12 protein-coding genes are annotated in these 15,635 nt (G+C 64.2%); 3 read left to right on the top strand and 9 right to left on the bottom strand.

The features are described 5' to 3' along the window. Positions 1-4 precede the first annotated feature (4 nt). Together Q8R81_RS17975 and Q8R81_RS17970 are read left to right on the top strand one after the other, a co-directional pair. A complete protein-coding gene (locus Q8R81_RS17975; RefSeq protein WP_305619906.1) occupies positions 5-1,528 on the top strand; it encodes a hypothetical protein in 1,524 nt (507 codons plus the stop codon). Beyond that, complete coding sequence (locus Q8R81_RS17970) at positions 1,525-2,298, top strand: hypothetical protein (protein WP_305619905.1); 774 nt, start codon at positions 1,525-1,527, stop codon at positions 2,296-2,298. Before Q8R81_RS17975 ends, Q8R81_RS17970 begins: the two co-directional genes overlap by 4 nt. On the opposite strand, the gene Q8R81_RS17965 is transcribed toward Q8R81_RS17970, so the two are convergent. Genes Q8R81_RS17965 through Q8R81_RS17945 form a run of 5 tightly spaced genes read right to left on the bottom strand, consistent with a single transcriptional unit; the run spans position 2,295 to position 10,001 of the window. Further along, positions 2,295-3,656, bottom strand: a complete 1,362-nt coding sequence (locus tag Q8R81_RS17965; protein WP_305619904.1) for an MmgE/PrpD family protein — start codon at positions 3,654-3,656, stop codon at positions 2,295-2,297. The genes Q8R81_RS17970 and Q8R81_RS17965 overlap by 4 nt on opposite strands. Continuing rightward, entirely contained in the window at positions 3,653-5,170 is a 1,518-nt protein-coding gene (locus Q8R81_RS17960) for a tannase/feruloyl esterase family alpha/beta hydrolase (RefSeq protein ID WP_305619903.1), read from the bottom strand. Before Q8R81_RS17960 ends, Q8R81_RS17965 begins: the two co-directional genes overlap by 4 nt. Then, positions 5,170-7,779, bottom strand: a complete 2,610-nt coding sequence (locus Q8R81_RS17955) for a TonB-dependent receptor (RefSeq protein ID WP_305619902.1) — start codon at positions 7,777-7,779, stop codon at positions 5,170-5,172. The genes Q8R81_RS17960 and Q8R81_RS17955 overlap by 1 nt, the downstream gene beginning before the upstream one ends. A 57-nt stretch (positions 7,780-7,836) precedes the next feature. Continuing rightward, positions 7,837-8,883: a hypothetical protein gene (locus Q8R81_RS17950; protein WP_305619901.1), complete on the bottom strand. Its 1,047-nt coding sequence runs from the start codon at positions 8,881-8,883 to the stop codon at positions 7,837-7,839. After that, complete coding sequence (locus tag Q8R81_RS17945; RefSeq protein ID WP_305619900.1) at positions 8,880-10,001, bottom strand: CapA family protein; 1,122 nt, start codon at positions 9,999-10,001, stop codon at positions 8,880-8,882. Before Q8R81_RS17945 ends, Q8R81_RS17950 begins: the two co-directional genes overlap by 4 nt. Positions 10,002-10,267: 266 nt before the next feature. Between Q8R81_RS17945 and Q8R81_RS17940 the strand changes: the two genes are divergently transcribed. Beyond that, positions 10,268-11,254 (top strand): hypothetical protein, encoded by a 987-nt coding sequence (locus Q8R81_RS17940; protein ID WP_305619899.1) that lies wholly within the window; start codon positions 10,268-10,270, stop codon positions 11,252-11,254. A gap of 9 nt (positions 11,255-11,263) precedes the next feature. On the opposite strand, the gene Q8R81_RS17935 is transcribed toward Q8R81_RS17940, so the two are convergent. Genes Q8R81_RS17935 through dctP form a run of 4 tightly spaced genes read right to left on the bottom strand, consistent with a single transcriptional unit; the run spans position 11,264 to position 15,574 of the window. After that, positions 11,264-12,544, bottom strand: a complete 1,281-nt coding sequence (locus Q8R81_RS17935) for a S9 family peptidase (RefSeq protein WP_305619898.1) — start codon at positions 12,542-12,544, stop codon at positions 11,264-11,266. Next, positions 12,541-13,701 (bottom strand): CaiB/BaiF CoA-transferase family protein, encoded by a 1,161-nt coding sequence (locus tag Q8R81_RS17930; RefSeq protein ID WP_305619897.1) that lies wholly within the window; start codon positions 13,699-13,701, stop codon positions 12,541-12,543. Before Q8R81_RS17930 ends, Q8R81_RS17935 begins: the two co-directional genes overlap by 4 nt. Then, positions 13,698-14,612: a hypothetical protein gene (locus tag Q8R81_RS17925; RefSeq protein ID WP_305619896.1), complete on the bottom strand. Its 915-nt coding sequence runs from the start codon at positions 14,610-14,612 to the stop codon at positions 13,698-13,700. The genes Q8R81_RS17930 and Q8R81_RS17925 overlap by 4 nt, the downstream gene beginning before the upstream one ends. Next, positions 14,609-15,574, bottom strand: coding sequence for a TRAP transporter substrate-binding protein DctP (dctP, locus tag Q8R81_RS17920; RefSeq protein WP_305619895.1), 966 nt, complete (start codon positions 15,572-15,574; stop codon positions 14,609-14,611). Before dctP ends, Q8R81_RS17925 begins: the two co-directional genes overlap by 4 nt. Positions 15,575-15,635: the final 61 nt, after the last annotated feature.

The raw sequence follows: 15,635 nt of genomic DNA, 5'->3' as shown, positions 1-15,635 counted from the left end.
GCCAATGAGAAAGGGCAAGCGGCTGATGCACCTCCTCCCGCAAAAGTCGTTTGCCCTGCCGCTCGCTGCGCTCGTTCTGGCCCTCTCGGTCGGCGCGCGCGGCGGGGATGTGCCTGACCGCTGGTGGGCACCCGGTGAAGGCCGGGTGCTGCCAGCGGTTCTGGACTACGATAACGCCAACGGCACGCTGCGCATGCTGGCCGTGGGAGGGCCGCTAAAAACGGCGGGCCACCCGTTTTTCGAACCGTTGGGCAAGGATGGGCGCGCCTGCGTCACCTGCCACCAGCCATCCGATGCGATGAGCCTTTCGGTGGACAGCGTGCGCCGCCAGTGGGACCGCACCAACGGGAAAGACCCGCTGTTCGCCGCCTATGACGGATCGAACTGCCCCACCCTGCCGCAGGACAAGCGGGAGAGCCATTCGTTGCTGCTGGATCGCGGACTGATCCGCATTGAACGCCCGTGGCCTGCCAAAAGCTTCAACGGCAATCCTGTCAAACCCGATTTCACCATCGAAGTGGTGCGCGATCCCAACGGTTGCAATTCCGGGCCGACTTATGGCCCGGAGGCCGGCAAAATCTCCGTCTATCGCCGCCCGCGCCCGGTGGCGAACATGAAGTATTTGCTGGCGGTCGGCTTCCCGTTCGATCCCAAGCAGGGCTACGCTTTGCCGCTCGATCCCGAAGACGGCAAACCGCAATCGGGCAATCTGATGGCCGATAACCGCGCGGGCAGCCTGCGCATCCAAATGGAGGATGCGGCCACCACGCACCTGCAGATGCTCAAGGCGCTTTCTCCGGCAGAGCGCAAGCAATTGCAGGACTTCGAACTGCGCGTCTACACCGCGATGCAAGTGAGCAAGACCGGCGGCGCGGTGGACAGCGGCGGGGCCGTGGCAGGCCCTGCCCGCCTGCGCGACAGCGAACCCGGCGCGCTCGGCTCCATTGGTGAACCCGTCTGGAGCGAGTTCAAGGGCTGGGAGAAAATCCCTGCTGATGAGGCCGCCAAGCTGACGCCTGAACAACTGGCCATGCGCCAGTCCATTGCGCGCGGGGCGCGCGTGTTCCGCGAAAAGATGTTCCTCATCACCGATTCCGCCGGAATCAACTCGCGCGTCGGCTTTGGCAATCCAGTGCGCAACTCCTGCGTTTTCTGTCACAATATGAGCCAGATGGGCAACGACGTGGCCCCCGGCCAGGTCGATCTTGGCACCACCACCCTGCCCTTTGCCGATCCGTGGGATGATCTGCCGCTGTTCAGGGTGACCTGCACCGGACGCCCCCATCCGCACTATGGCAAGGTCATCTACACCTATGATCCCGGCTTCGCGCTGACATCGGGCAAGTGCGCCGATGTGGGCAAGATTACGCTGCAATCGCTGCGCGGCCTTTCGGCCCGTGCGCCATACTTTTCGAACGGGCTGGCAAAGGATTTGCGCGGCGTGGTGGACTATTACGAACGGCGCTATTCCATCGGCTATACCGAGCAGGAGAAGCAGGACCTGATCAACCTGATGGGTGTGCTGTGAAGCGCCTCGCCCTCCTTGTCGCACTCTGCACCGCAACCACCGCGCAGGCCGCGCAAGACACCGCCGGGCTTGTCCGCTACGTCGCCTGCCCGGTCTATCGCGATACGGACGCCGGCCGCAAATCGGGCTGCTGGCTGGCCGATGACCGCGAAACGGGCAAGCGCTGGGACGTGACCGAAAGCCCTTACAAGCCCGATTGGAACTTCGCTGTGCTGGTAGAAGGACGCCCCTCTGCCAACACTGCGCAACCGTGCGGCGCACCGGCGCTCGATCCGGTGCGCACATCGCGGCTCGACATCCCCTGCACCCGGCACATGATCCCGGCAGAGGGCTTCCCCGGCCGCCGTTACACCCTGCCCCGCCGCAACATCGCGCCGCTATCTGTGGCGCGCCCGGTGCCCCCCGGCCCTTATGCCGAACGCGTGTTCCCGGTCTATTTCGAGTTCGACAAGGACTTCCTTGTTTACCAGTATGACGACTGGCTGATCGACAATGCCGTCACGTGGATCAGGGCGGCCAAGCCCAAAAAGCTCGTCGTCACCGGCTTTGCGGCAACTGTGCCTGAGAAGGTCAGCGGCCTTGAACTGGCCGAACGCCCCGAAGCTGCGCAGGAACGCGCTGAAACTATTGCCGAGACCATGCGCAGGCTGGTGCCAGGCCTGAAGATCGAGACGAAGTGGGAAGTGGCGGCCAAGCCAACTGACGAACCCGACGCCGATGGCCTGCCGTGGCAAAGCCAGCGCCGCGCGGAAATGCGGGCAGTTTTCTAGAACAGCGCGCCCACAGCATCGCAGCTTTCGAGCGCCAAGATGCGCTCAGCCAACGCCTCAGCCCGCTCCCGCCCGACCGGCACCGCCGCGCGCGACAGGCAGTCGATGAACTTCGCCAACTGCGCGCCTTCGGTCAAAGGCCGGTCGGGGCACCCCAGCGCATTGGCCACAAATGCCTCATGCACTGCGCCATCGTTCAGCGTAACACGCATCGCGCCACCCACGCCGCGCTGCCATGTGGGCGATGCCACCACCGCGGGCAGCACCTTCGCCGCCATGCCAAGGACCAGCGGATCGCCAAGGCTTTCTGGCCCGAAGGAATCCAGCCTCACCCCGCCGCGCACCAGTGCCAGCGCGGTGGTGAACGGGATCGAAAACTTGGCGTCAATTGCCACGTCCGGCGCTTGCTTGCGCTCAAGCGGCTCCACCAGCATCGCCTGCACATCGTCCACCGAAACTTCGACCGACGCAATATCATCAGCGGCAAACCCGTGCTGCGCCATTAGATCCAGCGCCATTTCAATAAACGGATGCGTCCCCCGGCAACTGGGCCAAGGCTTGAACGTCAATTCCGCGCCCCAGTAGTGCTGGCCCAACCCTTCAGTCAGATCATCAGGCGCGAAATGCCCGCCCGCATAAAGCGCATAGAAGCCCGACTTGCCCTCAAGCGGCGTCTCAAACCCGGCCACGCCCTCACGCGCCAGCAATGCAGCCGTCAACGCAGCTTGCGCCGGAAAAGCCTCACGCACGGCGCGCAGCACGGTGCGGCGGCTGTGCTTGATTTCACCGGGCATTGTCACCTGGCATAGCGTCAGCGAAAGCGCGTCCTTGGTCTGCGCCGCCGTCAGCCCCAGCAGGTTCGCCGCGCCTGCCACCGCACCAAATGCGGCGACTATCGGCGGCGGATACCACCCGCCCTGCTCCATCGGCTGGCGAAGGGACAGCGCAATCCGACAAGCCAGATCGCCGCCCACCGCCAACGCCGTCAGGAACCGACGACCAACTACCGCACCCTCAGATTGCGCCAAAGCCAGCAGCACCGGCACCAGTGATGCATTGGGATGCGCAGGCGCGCGATCAAATGCATCCTCATAATCCACCGCATGGGCCAGCGCGCCATTGGCCAGCGCTGCGCCCAAAGGCTGCACCCGGTGCGCCGTACCGAGGATCGCACAAGGCCCAGCCCCATTGGCGCGGGCCAGAGCAATGAACGGCGCAGCTTCGGGCGCAAGCCCGCTGGCGGCATAAGTAACCCCCACCGCGTCCAGCAGCACCCGCCGCGCACCTTCCCGCGCCGCTTCGGGCAAACCAGCCCACCGCGTCGATGCGATATGGGCGGAAAGAATATCGCTGATCATTTCGTCAACTTGGCAGAAGGCCAGCGCAGCAGCGCGGCGTCATGTTCGCAGGCCCATTCACCGCCGCGTAGCCGTGCCGACTTGGGGAACGCACAGATCGGGCGAGTAAAACTGCCCGTGTCAGCCACCTTGCTCGCCTCGATCCGCTCGGGCGCAATGCCCTGCTCTACCCAGCGGATCAGCGCCCAAAGCATGTCCTTCGAGGCGTCCTCGCTCACCGGCGCATGGCCCGATGCGCCAAAGCTGTCCACGCCCGGACCGCCCCGGCAATGATACATGCCCGGCACCATGAACAGCCGCACGTTCTGCGCCAAACGCCCAAGGCCACCGTTGTCACGCGCCAGCGCGCCATAGTATTCCAGCGTCGGCCCGGCATTGGTCGATGGGTCTTGCCACCCCTGATAGAGGATCGCCCGGCGGCCATCGGCAACGAACGGCGCGATGGACGTGGAATCCCCGCGCAATTGCGGCATCACCTTGTTGATCAGCGCAAGGTCACCGGTGCGGCTGAAGGTCAGTTCATCCCATGCAGGATCGTCATGCGCGGCATCGGCCCACATCGCGCGCAACAGTGGCGACGGCGGACCGGGGCGCGTGCGGACGGCGGAGAGCAGGCCCCGGTCCATCGCCCTTCCGCGCTCATCCCGCAGCGGCGCGATGATGCTGTTCAGCATGGTCAGCTTCGGCGCGGTCAGGCACCCCTCGCCTTGCCCCGGCTTGCACAGCAGCGTCGCGGTGCGGAACTGGCACTGCAGCGGATCGGTGATGATCCCGTCCACTTTGCCGTCCATGCCATCGCACGCAGCGGTCACGCGGCTTTCGTAAAGCAACCAATCAGCATCGCTCAGGGCGGCTTGCGGTTTGCGCTGCGCCTCCAGTGCGAACCACATCATCCGCACCGATTGCAGGGGCATGTTGGGTCCGGGCGCGCCCGCAATCACCCCGTCATAGTCCTGCGGATGGACCTGCATTTCCTTCAAGGCCTGCCGCCCGCCGCCCGAACATCCGGTGAAATAGCTGCGGTCCACGGGCCGCGCATAGAACCGAGCCGCAATCGCCTTCGCACCTTGCGCGGTGAGGTGAACGGCACGGTGTTCGTAATCCGTGCGCGCTTTGGCGTTGCGCATCCAATGCGCATCGCTGGCCTTGTGCCCGGCGTCGGTGGTGACCGTGGCAAAGCCTTGTCCCACGCGCAGGCTCATGTCGATGTAGTTGAAAACCCCTGCATCGCCGCCAACGCCAGCGCCAAGGAGCCGTCCGTTCCACGCCAGCGGCAGCCACAGTTCAAAGCCGATGGTCCCCTCAATCCGCCCTTCCACACGGCAGAACCCTGCCGATACCGGAACCGATTTATAGAACGTTCGGCTGTCGTCCGGCTTGAACGCCGCATTGGCGGGGACCGCAGTGGCCTTATCCACCACCACGTCCCCCCTTGCACCGATAAGCGCGCTGCAATCGGCAGGACTGGCGGTGGCAACGCTTGCCGCAGCCAGCAGCGAAAGCAGCGCCGCCATCAGAACTTCACCCCGGCGGTCATCGCAAACATGCGCGGGATCGGATTGGCCGACTGCGCATCATAGCCGCGCGTGGTATCCACGAACGGAGGATCTTCGTTCAGCAGGTTGCGCACGTCAAAGCCGATGCGCAGCCGCTCGTTCACTTCCACATTCACGCCCAGATCAAAGGTGTCGTAGTTCGAAACCTTCTGGAAGGGCGTGATCGTGGTGTTGGTGTAGGACGCAAGATGGTTCCACGTCAGACGGCCCGAGAAGATGCCCACTTGCGCGCCGATATCGGCCTGCGAGCGGAACTTCTGCGGGAAGTTGATCAGCCCCGCCACGTTGGTAACCGCCGCCCCCGGCAATGCCTGGAACAGATACTTGGTGAAGTATGTGCCCTGCACGCCTGCATCAAACTTCACGCCGCCCAGCGTCCAGTTGGCATAGGCTCCAAAGTCGATCCCGCGCACTTGCGACCGGCCCAGGTTCTGGCGGCGTCCATCAACAATGAACTGCACCTGATTGGCATTGATCGCATTGTTGATCGGCAGGCCCGAATTGATCAGCGCGGTCACGTCTGCCGCGCTCGGGTTGAACCGCACGAAAGAGGCATAGATCGGGTTTGTCAGGATGCCCGGCGTGCCGCGCAGGGCCTGAATCTGGTCCTTGTAGTCGATGTCGAAGTACGTCAGCGTCAGGCGCAGCGCGCTGATCGGCCTGAACTCACCGCCCACTGACCATGTCGTCGCCGTCTCGGGCTTCAACCCCGGATTGCCGCCGGCAATGCCGATGCCCACCAGATTGCCCGAAGCGCCCGGCAGCGTATCGTAATACAGCCCGGCCCCGCCCGCGATGGTCGAAACCTCGGTAAAGGTTGGCGCGCGGAACGATGTGCCATAGCTGCCGCGCAGGGTGAGCGTGTCCATCGGCTTCCACGTCAGCCCGATCTTGGGATTGGTGGTGCTGCCGAAATCGCTATACTTTTCATAGCGGCCCGCAATGGAAAGCGAGAGTTGTTCGATAAACGGCATGGCATTGCCGCTGCCCACGATCGGCACGAACAGTTCACCAAACACCGCCTTCACATTGCGCGTGCCGGAATCGGCCACGCTGCGCGGGGTAAGGGCCTGCCCGGTGAGCAGGTCGGTATAAGTGTATTCCTCGCGGTATTCCCCGCCCAAAGCCACGCGCACCGCGCCGCCCGGCAGATCGAACAGCGATCCGTCCAGTTGCACGTTGGCCACGTCCAGCTTGGTGCGCCCGGTGATGACGAACAGGTTGTCGCGGATCTTGGCCAGCGTCGCCGGATTGTTCGGCCCGCCAAACACGTTCAGCGCGGTGGCGCGGTTGGTATCGGCCAGCGCGGCGTTGAGCGCGGCAGTGTTCACGCCAAGGCGGCGATCAGCCACATCTTCAGACTCACCATGCGCGTAATAGGCGGTGGCCTTGAAATCACCGATCAGATTGGCCTCGATCCCGGCCACCACGTTCCACGATTCCCCGTGATAGGGATTGAAGTCCGGTCCCAGTTCCGGGACCATAGACCACAGCACCGTCTGCTGCGTTGCACCTGCCACGGGTGAAACGAAGAACGGATTGGTGTTCCGCACCGTGGCGCTGATGTTGTTGATCCCCGAAATCGTGCCATTGCGATAGGAATAGAACCCGTCTGCAAACACGCGCACGCTCTCGCCAATATCCTGCGAGATGGCGGCGGTCACGTTGTAGCGCTTCTGTTCAGGGATCACCGTGTCCTGCGCGTTGTAGAAGCAGCGGTTGTTGGTGCCTGCCCGCAAAGCGCCGACATTGGCCGCCGTCACGCCACCTTGCGGGATGGCATAAGTGTTGCCGCCCACGCTGATCGTGCCGGGGTTGCAGTTCTGCACGCGCAGATCGCGCCCGCCACGATAGCGATTATCGTCCTGATAAAAGTCGAGGTCATAGCCGCGCAGGTGCGAATTGGTGGTGTATTCGGCGGCGATCATCGCCGAACCGGTGTCCCACTTGCGGCCCAGCAGTGCGGAGATCTGCTTTTCGGTATAGCCGCCCTCTGCCATCCCGGCCCGCGCGCGCACTTCCACGCCATCAAAATTGCGGCGCAGGATGAAGTTCACCACGCCCGCAATCGCGTCCGAGCCGTAAACGGCCGAAGCGCCATCGGCCACAACCTCGACCCGCTCGAGCGCAATCGCAGGAAGCACCGATGGATCGGTGAACTGCCCTTGCGTGCCCTGCGGCGGGAAGCGGCGGCCATCGTACAGCAGCAGCGTGGCGTTGGTGGAAATGCCGCGCAAGTTGATGCCAGCCCCGCGCGTGGCGTTGGCCGCGCCATTCTGCGCCGAGCCACCATTGCGGTTTGCACCCAGCGAGACGACTTGCGGCACGCGGCGCAGCAGGTCAGCGGTCGAAGTGACCGGCTCTTGCGCAATGTCATCGGCGCTGATCGCGATGACGCTTGAGCCAACCGCTTCGATCCCGCGAATGCGGCTGCCGGTGACGATAATCGCCTGCTCTTCCGCCGCCGCATCTGCCTGCGCTTCCTGCGCCTGCACGCTGACTGGCAACAGCGCGGCGAGCGCTCCGGTGGCCAGCAGGCTGAACCTGATAGTGTTGACGTTCCCCATATCTACTCTCCCTCATTATCGAAAACCGGCCTTACCCCGACCGGGAACTCCTTGATCTTATGGTGTTTCGCTGATCGCCTGTGTGCGGCCAGCCAGCTCTCGCTTCGCTGCAAAACGCGGGGCGAGCGACAGCAGCACAATCGCCCCCACCAGCACGCCAGCGCCAATCAGCTCCGCATCGCGCGGCATCCGCAGGCCCCAGAACCACGCCAGCAGCACCGATCCGCCGATCCCGGCCACAAGGCTCGCCGCGCGTTCCAGCGGTACGCAGTATGCGTTCTCGCGCGGGTCGAGCAGGATGATGATGGCCAGCACCGAGATCACCGTCAGCGTCGCGCCGATCCAGAACAGGTCTGCCAGCACCGGATCGCCCCACACGCCGATGAAGCCCCAGGCCAATTCGCCCGATTGCCCACCAATCCCGCTGGCGGAAATCACGCCCAGGATCACCACCGACATCGGCAGCGCAATCATCTTTTCCTCAACGAAGTAACGCCGCACCGAAGCCGGATCGCCGCTCTTCGAAATCTTGGTCATCACGAACAGACGCAGGAAATAGCCGATGGTATAAAGCACCACTGTCAGGATCGCGATGGGCGGCAGCTTCAGCCCGCCCCGGTCCGACAGCGCGATAACCAGCGCAAACAGCACCATCGCCAGCGCCGTCCAGCTCCACCAGCGCACCCGTCGGCCGAACATCATATCCACCAGCGGCGCGATGATCAGAATGTCCCCGCGCATCAGCAACTGGATGAACGGAATGCTTACATCGGGAATGGTGAAGCTGAGTGGCACGGTGAACAGCACCATCGCCGTGCCAAGGCCCGACAGGAACGTATAGCGCGTGGGGAACGGCACCCGCACCGGTCCCAGCGCAACCTTGTTCGCGTCCTTGTGCCAGCCCGAAAGCCAGATAAAGCCCCAAGTCAGCACCATGTTGATGATCAGCGATGCAGGCAGTGTCTCCAGCCCGGTGAGCGGACGGCCCAGCCCGGCGTGCGGCATGGACGTCACCAGCTTGGTCACGATCACATTGGGCAGATAGGCCAGCAGATAGAGGAAAACGAACCCCTCAAGCGGAAAGGCGCGCCCAAGCACCCTCATGCCGCCGCTTCCAGCACGACCATATCGGCATCGTTGCGATAGCGCGCGTTCAGCCCCGCCTCTGCCGTAACCGCACTCAGATAATCGACCACCGCCGCATGATCCTCGCTGCCCGGCTGCGCCAGACGCGGCACGGCATCGCGCCCAATCACCAGCGGCAGCAATCCCGCGCGCAGCACCTTTCCGCCCGCAATCTCCAGCCTGGCAATCATCGAAAGCCGCGCCGCCTTGGGGAAATTATACAGGCTGCCAAAGTCCGGCTCCCACTCTTCGGCCAGCACGCGGATTTCGTTAAAGCTCTTGGAGGCGGCATGTGCCTCATCCATCGCAAGATCGGTGGCGAAGTTGCACAGCGAATAGAACACCGGCTTGCCGTCGATCAGTTCGCACCCTTTCAGGATATGCGCGTGCCCGCCAAAGATCGCGTCGGCCCCGGCAGCAATCGCGGCGCGCGCCACATCGCGCTGATAATCGGCAATCACCGCGCGCACAAAATGGATGCCCCAGTGGTGTGAAACCAGCACCACATCAGCTTCAGCCTTCGCCGCACGAATATCGGCCTCCATCGCGGCAAGGTCTTCGCGGTGCGGGTATGTATGCACCCGCGCGGGCGTGCCGGGCTGGTCATGCTCAACCTGTTCGTAAACCGTGAATGCGCGCATCGGCACACAACCGGGTCTGCGTTCATCCGCCCAATAGGAATGCGGCAGGATGCTGGAATAGGCCAGGAACGCCACGCGCGTGCCATCGCCCAGCGTGCGGATCACCGGGCGGCGCGCCTCGGCAATGTTCGCCCCTGCACCCACCACGTTCATCCCCGCCGCTTCAAGATGCGCGCGCGTTTCGAAAAACGCCTCATGCCCCCAGTCCATCACGTGATTGCCCGCCATCGAGATCACATCGAACCCGGCCCGTCCCAGCGCGGCGGCACCTTCTGGCCGCGCCAAAACCGCATGGCGCGCCTGCGGCAGGCGCACGCCCTTTTCAGCAAAGCTGGTTTCAAGCTGCCCGAACACAATATCTGCGGCACCGAGCACATCGGCGGTCCCGGCAAAACTCGCGTCGTAATCGTCACGATCCAAGGCAAGATCGCCCGTAGCCAACACGGTGTGGCTCATGACACCCTCCCCAGATCAATTGTTGCAGTGTTTCGAAGGAGACTACCGGGCATTGCCGCATTTAGCAAGCGCTTGCATATGACAATTTTGAATGACTTTAGCCACGAAATTGCCGATAATCCTATGGTATTTGGCTGAACCACAGGGGGTGGTGTCCGCAAATTGCGCGCCCGAAACCGAGAATCACTCTGCAAGCCCTTGCGCAGACAAAAATCCGCAGCCAGTCTGGCCACACCGGAACAACCGGATTCACGATGGAGGATGCCTTGGTCCCAATTGCCAGACACTTTGCCCGGCTCGCCGTAACTGCGTTTCTGGCCAGCGCGGCCTTGCCGCTCGCCGCGCAACAGGGCGCTCCCGCCGCTACCGGACCTGATGCCGCCTACGTAGCCGCGCGCGCTGCCTATAACGCCATGCCGAACGGCCCGGGCACCGGTGCCTTTCCGGCGGTGATGACGACAGACGCCACGCTTCCGGGCCACGTGATCTATCGCCCCGCCAGCATTGCCGCCGGGCCACCGCTGGGCGTGCTTGTCTGGGGCAACGGCGGATGTATGGCCGATGGTGCCAGCGCCCGCCTGCATCTGCTTGAAATCGCGAGCCACGGCTATGTCGTAATCGCACCGGGCGCGGTGATGAGCGGTCCCGGCGCGCCCGCGCAACGCGCCGAACGCAGGCCCGATGCCGCAGGCCAGCTTCCCCCCGTGGCCACGACCAGCGCCGATGTGCTGGCCGGGGTGGACTGGGCACTGGCCGAAAATCAGCGCGCCGGAAGCGCCCTTAAGGGCCGCATCGATCCCGCACTGGTGGCCGTGGCCGGGCACAGCTGCGGCGGGCTGCAAGCTCTGCAGGTCGCCACTGATCCGCGTATCAAGGCAGTGATCGTCCACAACAGCGGCGTCTTTGCCGATGGCACCAATCCGATCCGGGGCATGACGGTGACCAAGGATTTGCTGCTCAAACTGCACACCCCGGTGCTTTACGTGTTGGGCGGGCCAAGCGACGTGGCCTTCCCCAACGGCACCGATGATTTCAAACGGATCGCTCACGTGCCTGCCGCACTCGTGCAGCTTCCGGTCGGCCACGGCGGCACGTTCTTCACCGCCAATGGCGGCGCGGTCGCCGCGCTTTCGGTCGATTGGCTGGAATGGCAATTGCGGGCAGACAAATCTGCCGCGCGCAGCTTCAAGGGCGCAAACTGCCGCCTGTGCGTCGTCCCCACCTGGACAATCGAAAGGAAGGGGATCGACTGACACGCTGGATCACTTGCACGCCGGGCCGGTTTTTCCGGTCCGGCGGATGCACGCGCGCACCATTGGCGGCGGCGTGTGATCGATGAACGCCGATGGCCGGGGTGCCCATGCCCCGCCATCAAGCCGCGCCTCAAGATGCCCCAGCGCCGCCAGAACCTGCTCTGCCGGAAGGCGGCAATGCCCCGCGCCGTTGTACCACAACCCGCTGGCCATCGCGGGCGGCGCGGCATCGGTATAGGCGCGCTGCAACGATGGCGATGTCATCCCATCACCCACCGCCTGCAACGACACCACCGGAACCGTAGGCTTCGCGGTGGGGGTGTAATTCTCCATCATGTATCGCACCGCCGCAGGCTTTGCCGCAATGCGCGGAGCTTTGGCCAGCGCCGCCAGATCGCGCGAAAGGCTCAATCCCGCCTTGCGATACATCGCTTCCACCAGCGGGCGGCGGCCCGTCTGATCCAGCAACTGTGCATAATTCACGCCGGTATTCCACGAAAACGCCCCGCCCGCGCGCCGCTCCTGATCGTTGCGCGGCATCAGCGTGCCCATGACCAGCGTCGCGGCCATCTCGCTGGCTTGTCCTTCGAAATCCCCCGCCGCCGGTTGCGCACGGTCGGCCCGCGTCCAGCCCGGAATGCCGCCGAGCACGCCCGCCAGCGCAATCCGCGCGCGCCCTTCGCGGGTCTGCGCCGCCGCTGCCACCGCCATCATCGCCTTGCGCCCATTGGTCATGTCATCCCCGACATTCACCAACGAGAGGCCAGAATTTGGCGCGATCAGGGTGGCGATGGCAAAAGCCCCGTCCAACCCCATGTTCATCATGCCCACCGCTCCGCCGATGGAAGGACACATCGCCAGCGCGCCGTCGATCACCGGCGCGTCCTGTTCGGCCAGAGCCGTGGAAATCAGACCGCCCATCGATGATCCCCACGCCATCACCCTGCGCGGACGGCCTTCCTTTGCGGCAAACGCCTCAACCGCTGCCCGCTGTGCCGGAACCGCCTGTTCCAATGACCAGCCCGCCGCGCCGAAGTCCGAAGCGATCAGCGCATAGCCCTTGCGCAAAAGCAGCTGGCGATATTCCTTCGGAGCCGGTTCGGGCGCATCCTTGCGGGGCGAATAGCCGTGGCTGTAAAGCAGCAACGAACCGTTGAAGTTCTGAGGAACTATGGCCTGCCAACGCGCGCCACCGGGCAGTTCGCCTTCAACCGTGCGCGCGGGCGATGCATCCTGGGCCACACCCGGTGATGCCAGCAAAGCCGCACAAATCGCCAAAGCCCGCTTCATGCCGCCCACTCCCCTGCCAGCCATGCTAGAATCTCGTCGCGGTCCGCATCAAGACGCGGCGGCGCATCCAGCGTGACAGGCGCCTGCCCCTCCACGCGATAGCCCGCGCCGGGAATCCGCACGTTCGCTTCCGGCAGCCCCGGAATGGAAATGTCGATCAGCGCGGTTGCCCCCGCAAGGTCTGCTGCCTCGTCCACCCGGCGCACCATGCCACACGGAATACCCGCATCGCTCAGCCGCTTTTCCCATGACGCGGCGCTGTCCTTCACGAACTCGGCCGACAGCTCATCATGCATTGCGTGGAAATTGGCACGGCGCGCATCGGGCGTGGCAAAGTGCGGATCGGTCAGCCAGTCCTCACGCCCCATCGCACGCGCCAATGCCGCAAACTGCGGCGGCTGCACCACGCCAAGCGACAGCTGCCGCCCATCGCGCGCGGTGAACAGCGACGCGGTGGGCAACCCGCTGTAACCGGTATTGCCCATGCGGTTCATCGGCTTGCCGGTGACCATGAACGGCGTCAGCGCCGATGTCATGAAGGCAAGGCTGGCATCGAACATCGATACGTCCAGCTTGCTGCCGGTGCCATCGCGCTCACGCTGCATCAGTGCGCCCAGAATGGCCATCGCCGCCGTCTGCCCGGTCAGCGTGTCGACAATCGGAAAGCCCACCCGCACCGGCGGATCGCCTTCCTCGCCGCTCAGCATCATCATGCCGCTGGTAGCCTGCACGATGTTGTCGATGGCGGGCCAATCGCGGTACGGCCCTTCCTGACCATAGCCCGATACCGAACAATAGATGATGTCGGCCCGCAACGCGCATACCGCCTCAAACCCCAGCCCAAGCCGTGCCATCACGCCGGGGCGGAAGTTTTCCAGCACCACGTCACTGCGCGCGATGATGTCCCGCGCGATCTGCAAGTCGCCCCCGTCTTTCAGGTCCAGCGCGATGGACTTCTTGCCCGCATTGGCCGCGATGAACGCTGGTGACATGCCATCATAGCGCCGATCCGCGCCATAATTGCGGAACCCGTCGCCGCCCTTCGGCTCGATCTTGATAACTTCCGCGCCCATCAGCCGCAGCAGGTGCGAGGCATATGGCCCCGCCATCACGTGGCTGAAATCGGCAATACGGATGCCAGAAAGTGGCTGATTCATGGGTTCTCCGGGAACTGCTTGCGGACAATCGTCCACGTCTTGTCATTGCACAGGCCGCAATCGGTCCCGGCAAACATCGCGCCTGCCGCCTTGCTGCCTTTCAATTGCCAATCGAGCCAGGCCGCGCCGATGCGCCCGTAATCCCCGCCATTGGCAAGGCCGAAGGTGCCACCGTGGCCTACCGGGGAATTGGCATAGAATACAGGCACATGCGCAATCCGCGCTACATCGTCAGACCCGTTGGGATAGGCAATGTCATCCGGCCCACCGAGGATATAGGCAACCGGCGTGTGCAGCTTCTTCAGATCGTCCTTGGCGATGCCCACGCCGCTCAGCCCCGATCCGGCGCGCACATAGACGCCGCTGTTGAACGCTACCACTGCATCGACGCGCGGATCGGCCCCGGCGGCCAGCGCCTGCAATCCGCCGCAGGAATGGCCCATCACCGCGATGCGCGAAGTGTCCACGCGGGGGCCAAGGTCGCTCCCCGCCACCCAGTCAATCGCGCCAAGCAATTGGCGGACTTGCGTTTCATCCGCCGTTACGCGCGGGGGCGGCGCGCCAGCAGGGCGCGGGCCGTTGGCGGGCGGCAGAACGGGTTGCACCGGGCGCTCCTCCTGCGGCGCGCCATTGGCGATCACCAGATAGCCGTGGCTGGCAATCTCGCGCAGAAAGTGGCTGGCGGACAGGCCATTGTTCCGGCAGCCGCCATTCCCCCAAAGCACCAGCGGCAGCCGCGCTTCGGGCCACTGTGCAGGGCGATAGACGGTGTATCCCGGCACATCGGCGCGCGCCTCGGCCACGGCGGGAGATCCGCCGGTTCCGGCAGGTTCGCCAATCACTTGCGCACTGGCAGCCAGCGGCACGGCGCTCAGCGCCAACGACAGGACAAGCGCCGTCACGTGTTTCATGTTCCACTCCCACAGGAAATCCGGTCCCGACCCTGCACTGCCTCGCGGGCTGATCGGAACGCCGCTTCGCCATCGATGCCGAAAGCCTGCAGGCCCCGCGCATTGGCCTCTGAATCGCGCAGATAAATCGCGTTGAACCGTTGCTGGTCCGCCGCAGTGGCGGGGGTGAATGTGACCTTATAGGTCGCCGCCTCTTGCACGCCCTTGTCCACCGCCGCGCGCACTTGCCGCGCAAGCGCCGCTTCCCAAACGCCGATGCCTTCTTCCAGCACCGCGCGGTCTTCTGCCGCCAAAGTGTTCCACCGCTTCGCGCTCATCGCGCGTGCCGGGTACGCCCCGCGCGGCACGGTAATCTGATAGAAGTGCTTTGATATTTCGCCAAAATGCTGCGATTTGAACGTGTCCTCCGGCGCAATCACGCCGTCGATCACGCCCTTGGCCATCGCGGAATAGACCTCGCCCATCGGCATGTTCACCGGGTCCGCACCCAGCGAATCCAGCACGCTCAACAGCTCGGTCGGCGCGCGGATGCGCAGGCCCTTGATGTCGGCAAGGCTCTTTACCGGGCGGTTGACGGTGATGAGGCCGGGCAGCGTTCCGCCCTGAACGGCAAGCACTTTCAACCCTGCCAGTTCACGCCCCACCTGTGGGTTTTCAGCGGCGATGCAGCGATAGAGCGCAACCTGCGATTCCACGCTGTCAGCGCCCTGATAGAAGCCCGCTTGGATGCGGATAAGGTGCGTGCCGCCGCGCACGTAGATGGGCGTAATCAGCCCGATATCGGCCACGCCGTGGCGCAGTTCCTCCATCGACATATCGGACGAAAGCAGCGCGCCGGACCATACCGGCCTGACTTTCAACCGCCCTTCAGACCGCTTTTCCACAAACGCCATCCACTCCTGATCCGCCTTCGAAAAGGGGTGGTTGGGACTGTAGGGCGAGGCGTAGACCAGCTCTGTCACGCCCTTTTCCACCGGGCGCGCGCAGCCGGAAACGACCAAAGTCTGAAGTGCACCTAGAAGC

The organism is Novosphingobium sp. (genome assembly GCF_030696665.1).
GTDB lineage: Bacteria > Pseudomonadota > Alphaproteobacteria > Sphingomonadales > Sphingomonadaceae > Novosphingobium.
Note: the sequence above shows the minus strand (reverse complement) of the source record. Positions and strands in the feature narration are given on the sequence as shown.

Bases quoted from the DNA above. Each gene is read 5' to 3' on its own strand.
- Q8R81_RS17975 (WP_305619906.1), top strand. From the start codon at position 5: ATGAGAAAGGGCAAGCGGCTGATGCACCTCCTCCCGCAAAAGTCGTTT.
- Q8R81_RS17950 (WP_305619901.1), bottom strand. From the start codon at position 8,883: ATGAGGGTGCTTGGGCGCGCCTTTCCGCTTGAGGGGTTCGTTTTCCTC.
- Q8R81_RS17960 (WP_305619903.1), bottom strand. From the start codon at position 5,170: ATGGCGGCGCTGCTTTCGCTGCTGGCTGCGGCAAGCGTTGCCACCGCC.
- Q8R81_RS17945 (WP_305619900.1), bottom strand. From the start codon at position 10,001: ATGAGCCACACCGTGTTGGCTACGGGCGATCTTGCCTTGGATCGTGAC.
- Q8R81_RS17935 (WP_305619898.1), bottom strand. From the start codon at position 12,544: ATGAAGCGGGCTTTGGCGATTTGTGCGGCTTTGCTGGCATCACCGGGT.
- Q8R81_RS17955 (WP_305619902.1), bottom strand. From the start codon at position 7,779: ATGGGGAACGTCAACACTATCAGGTTCAGCCTGCTGGCCACCGGAGCG.
- Q8R81_RS17965 (WP_305619904.1), bottom strand. From the start codon at position 3,656: ATGATCAGCGATATTCTTTCCGCCCATATCGCATCGACGCGGTGGGCT.
- Q8R81_RS17925 (WP_305619896.1), bottom strand. From the start codon at position 14,612: ATGAAACACGTGACGGCGCTTGTCCTGTCGTTGGCGCTGAGCGCCGTG.
- Q8R81_RS17930 (WP_305619897.1), bottom strand. From the start codon at position 13,701: ATGAATCAGCCACTTTCTGGCATCCGTATTGCCGATTTCAGCCACGTG.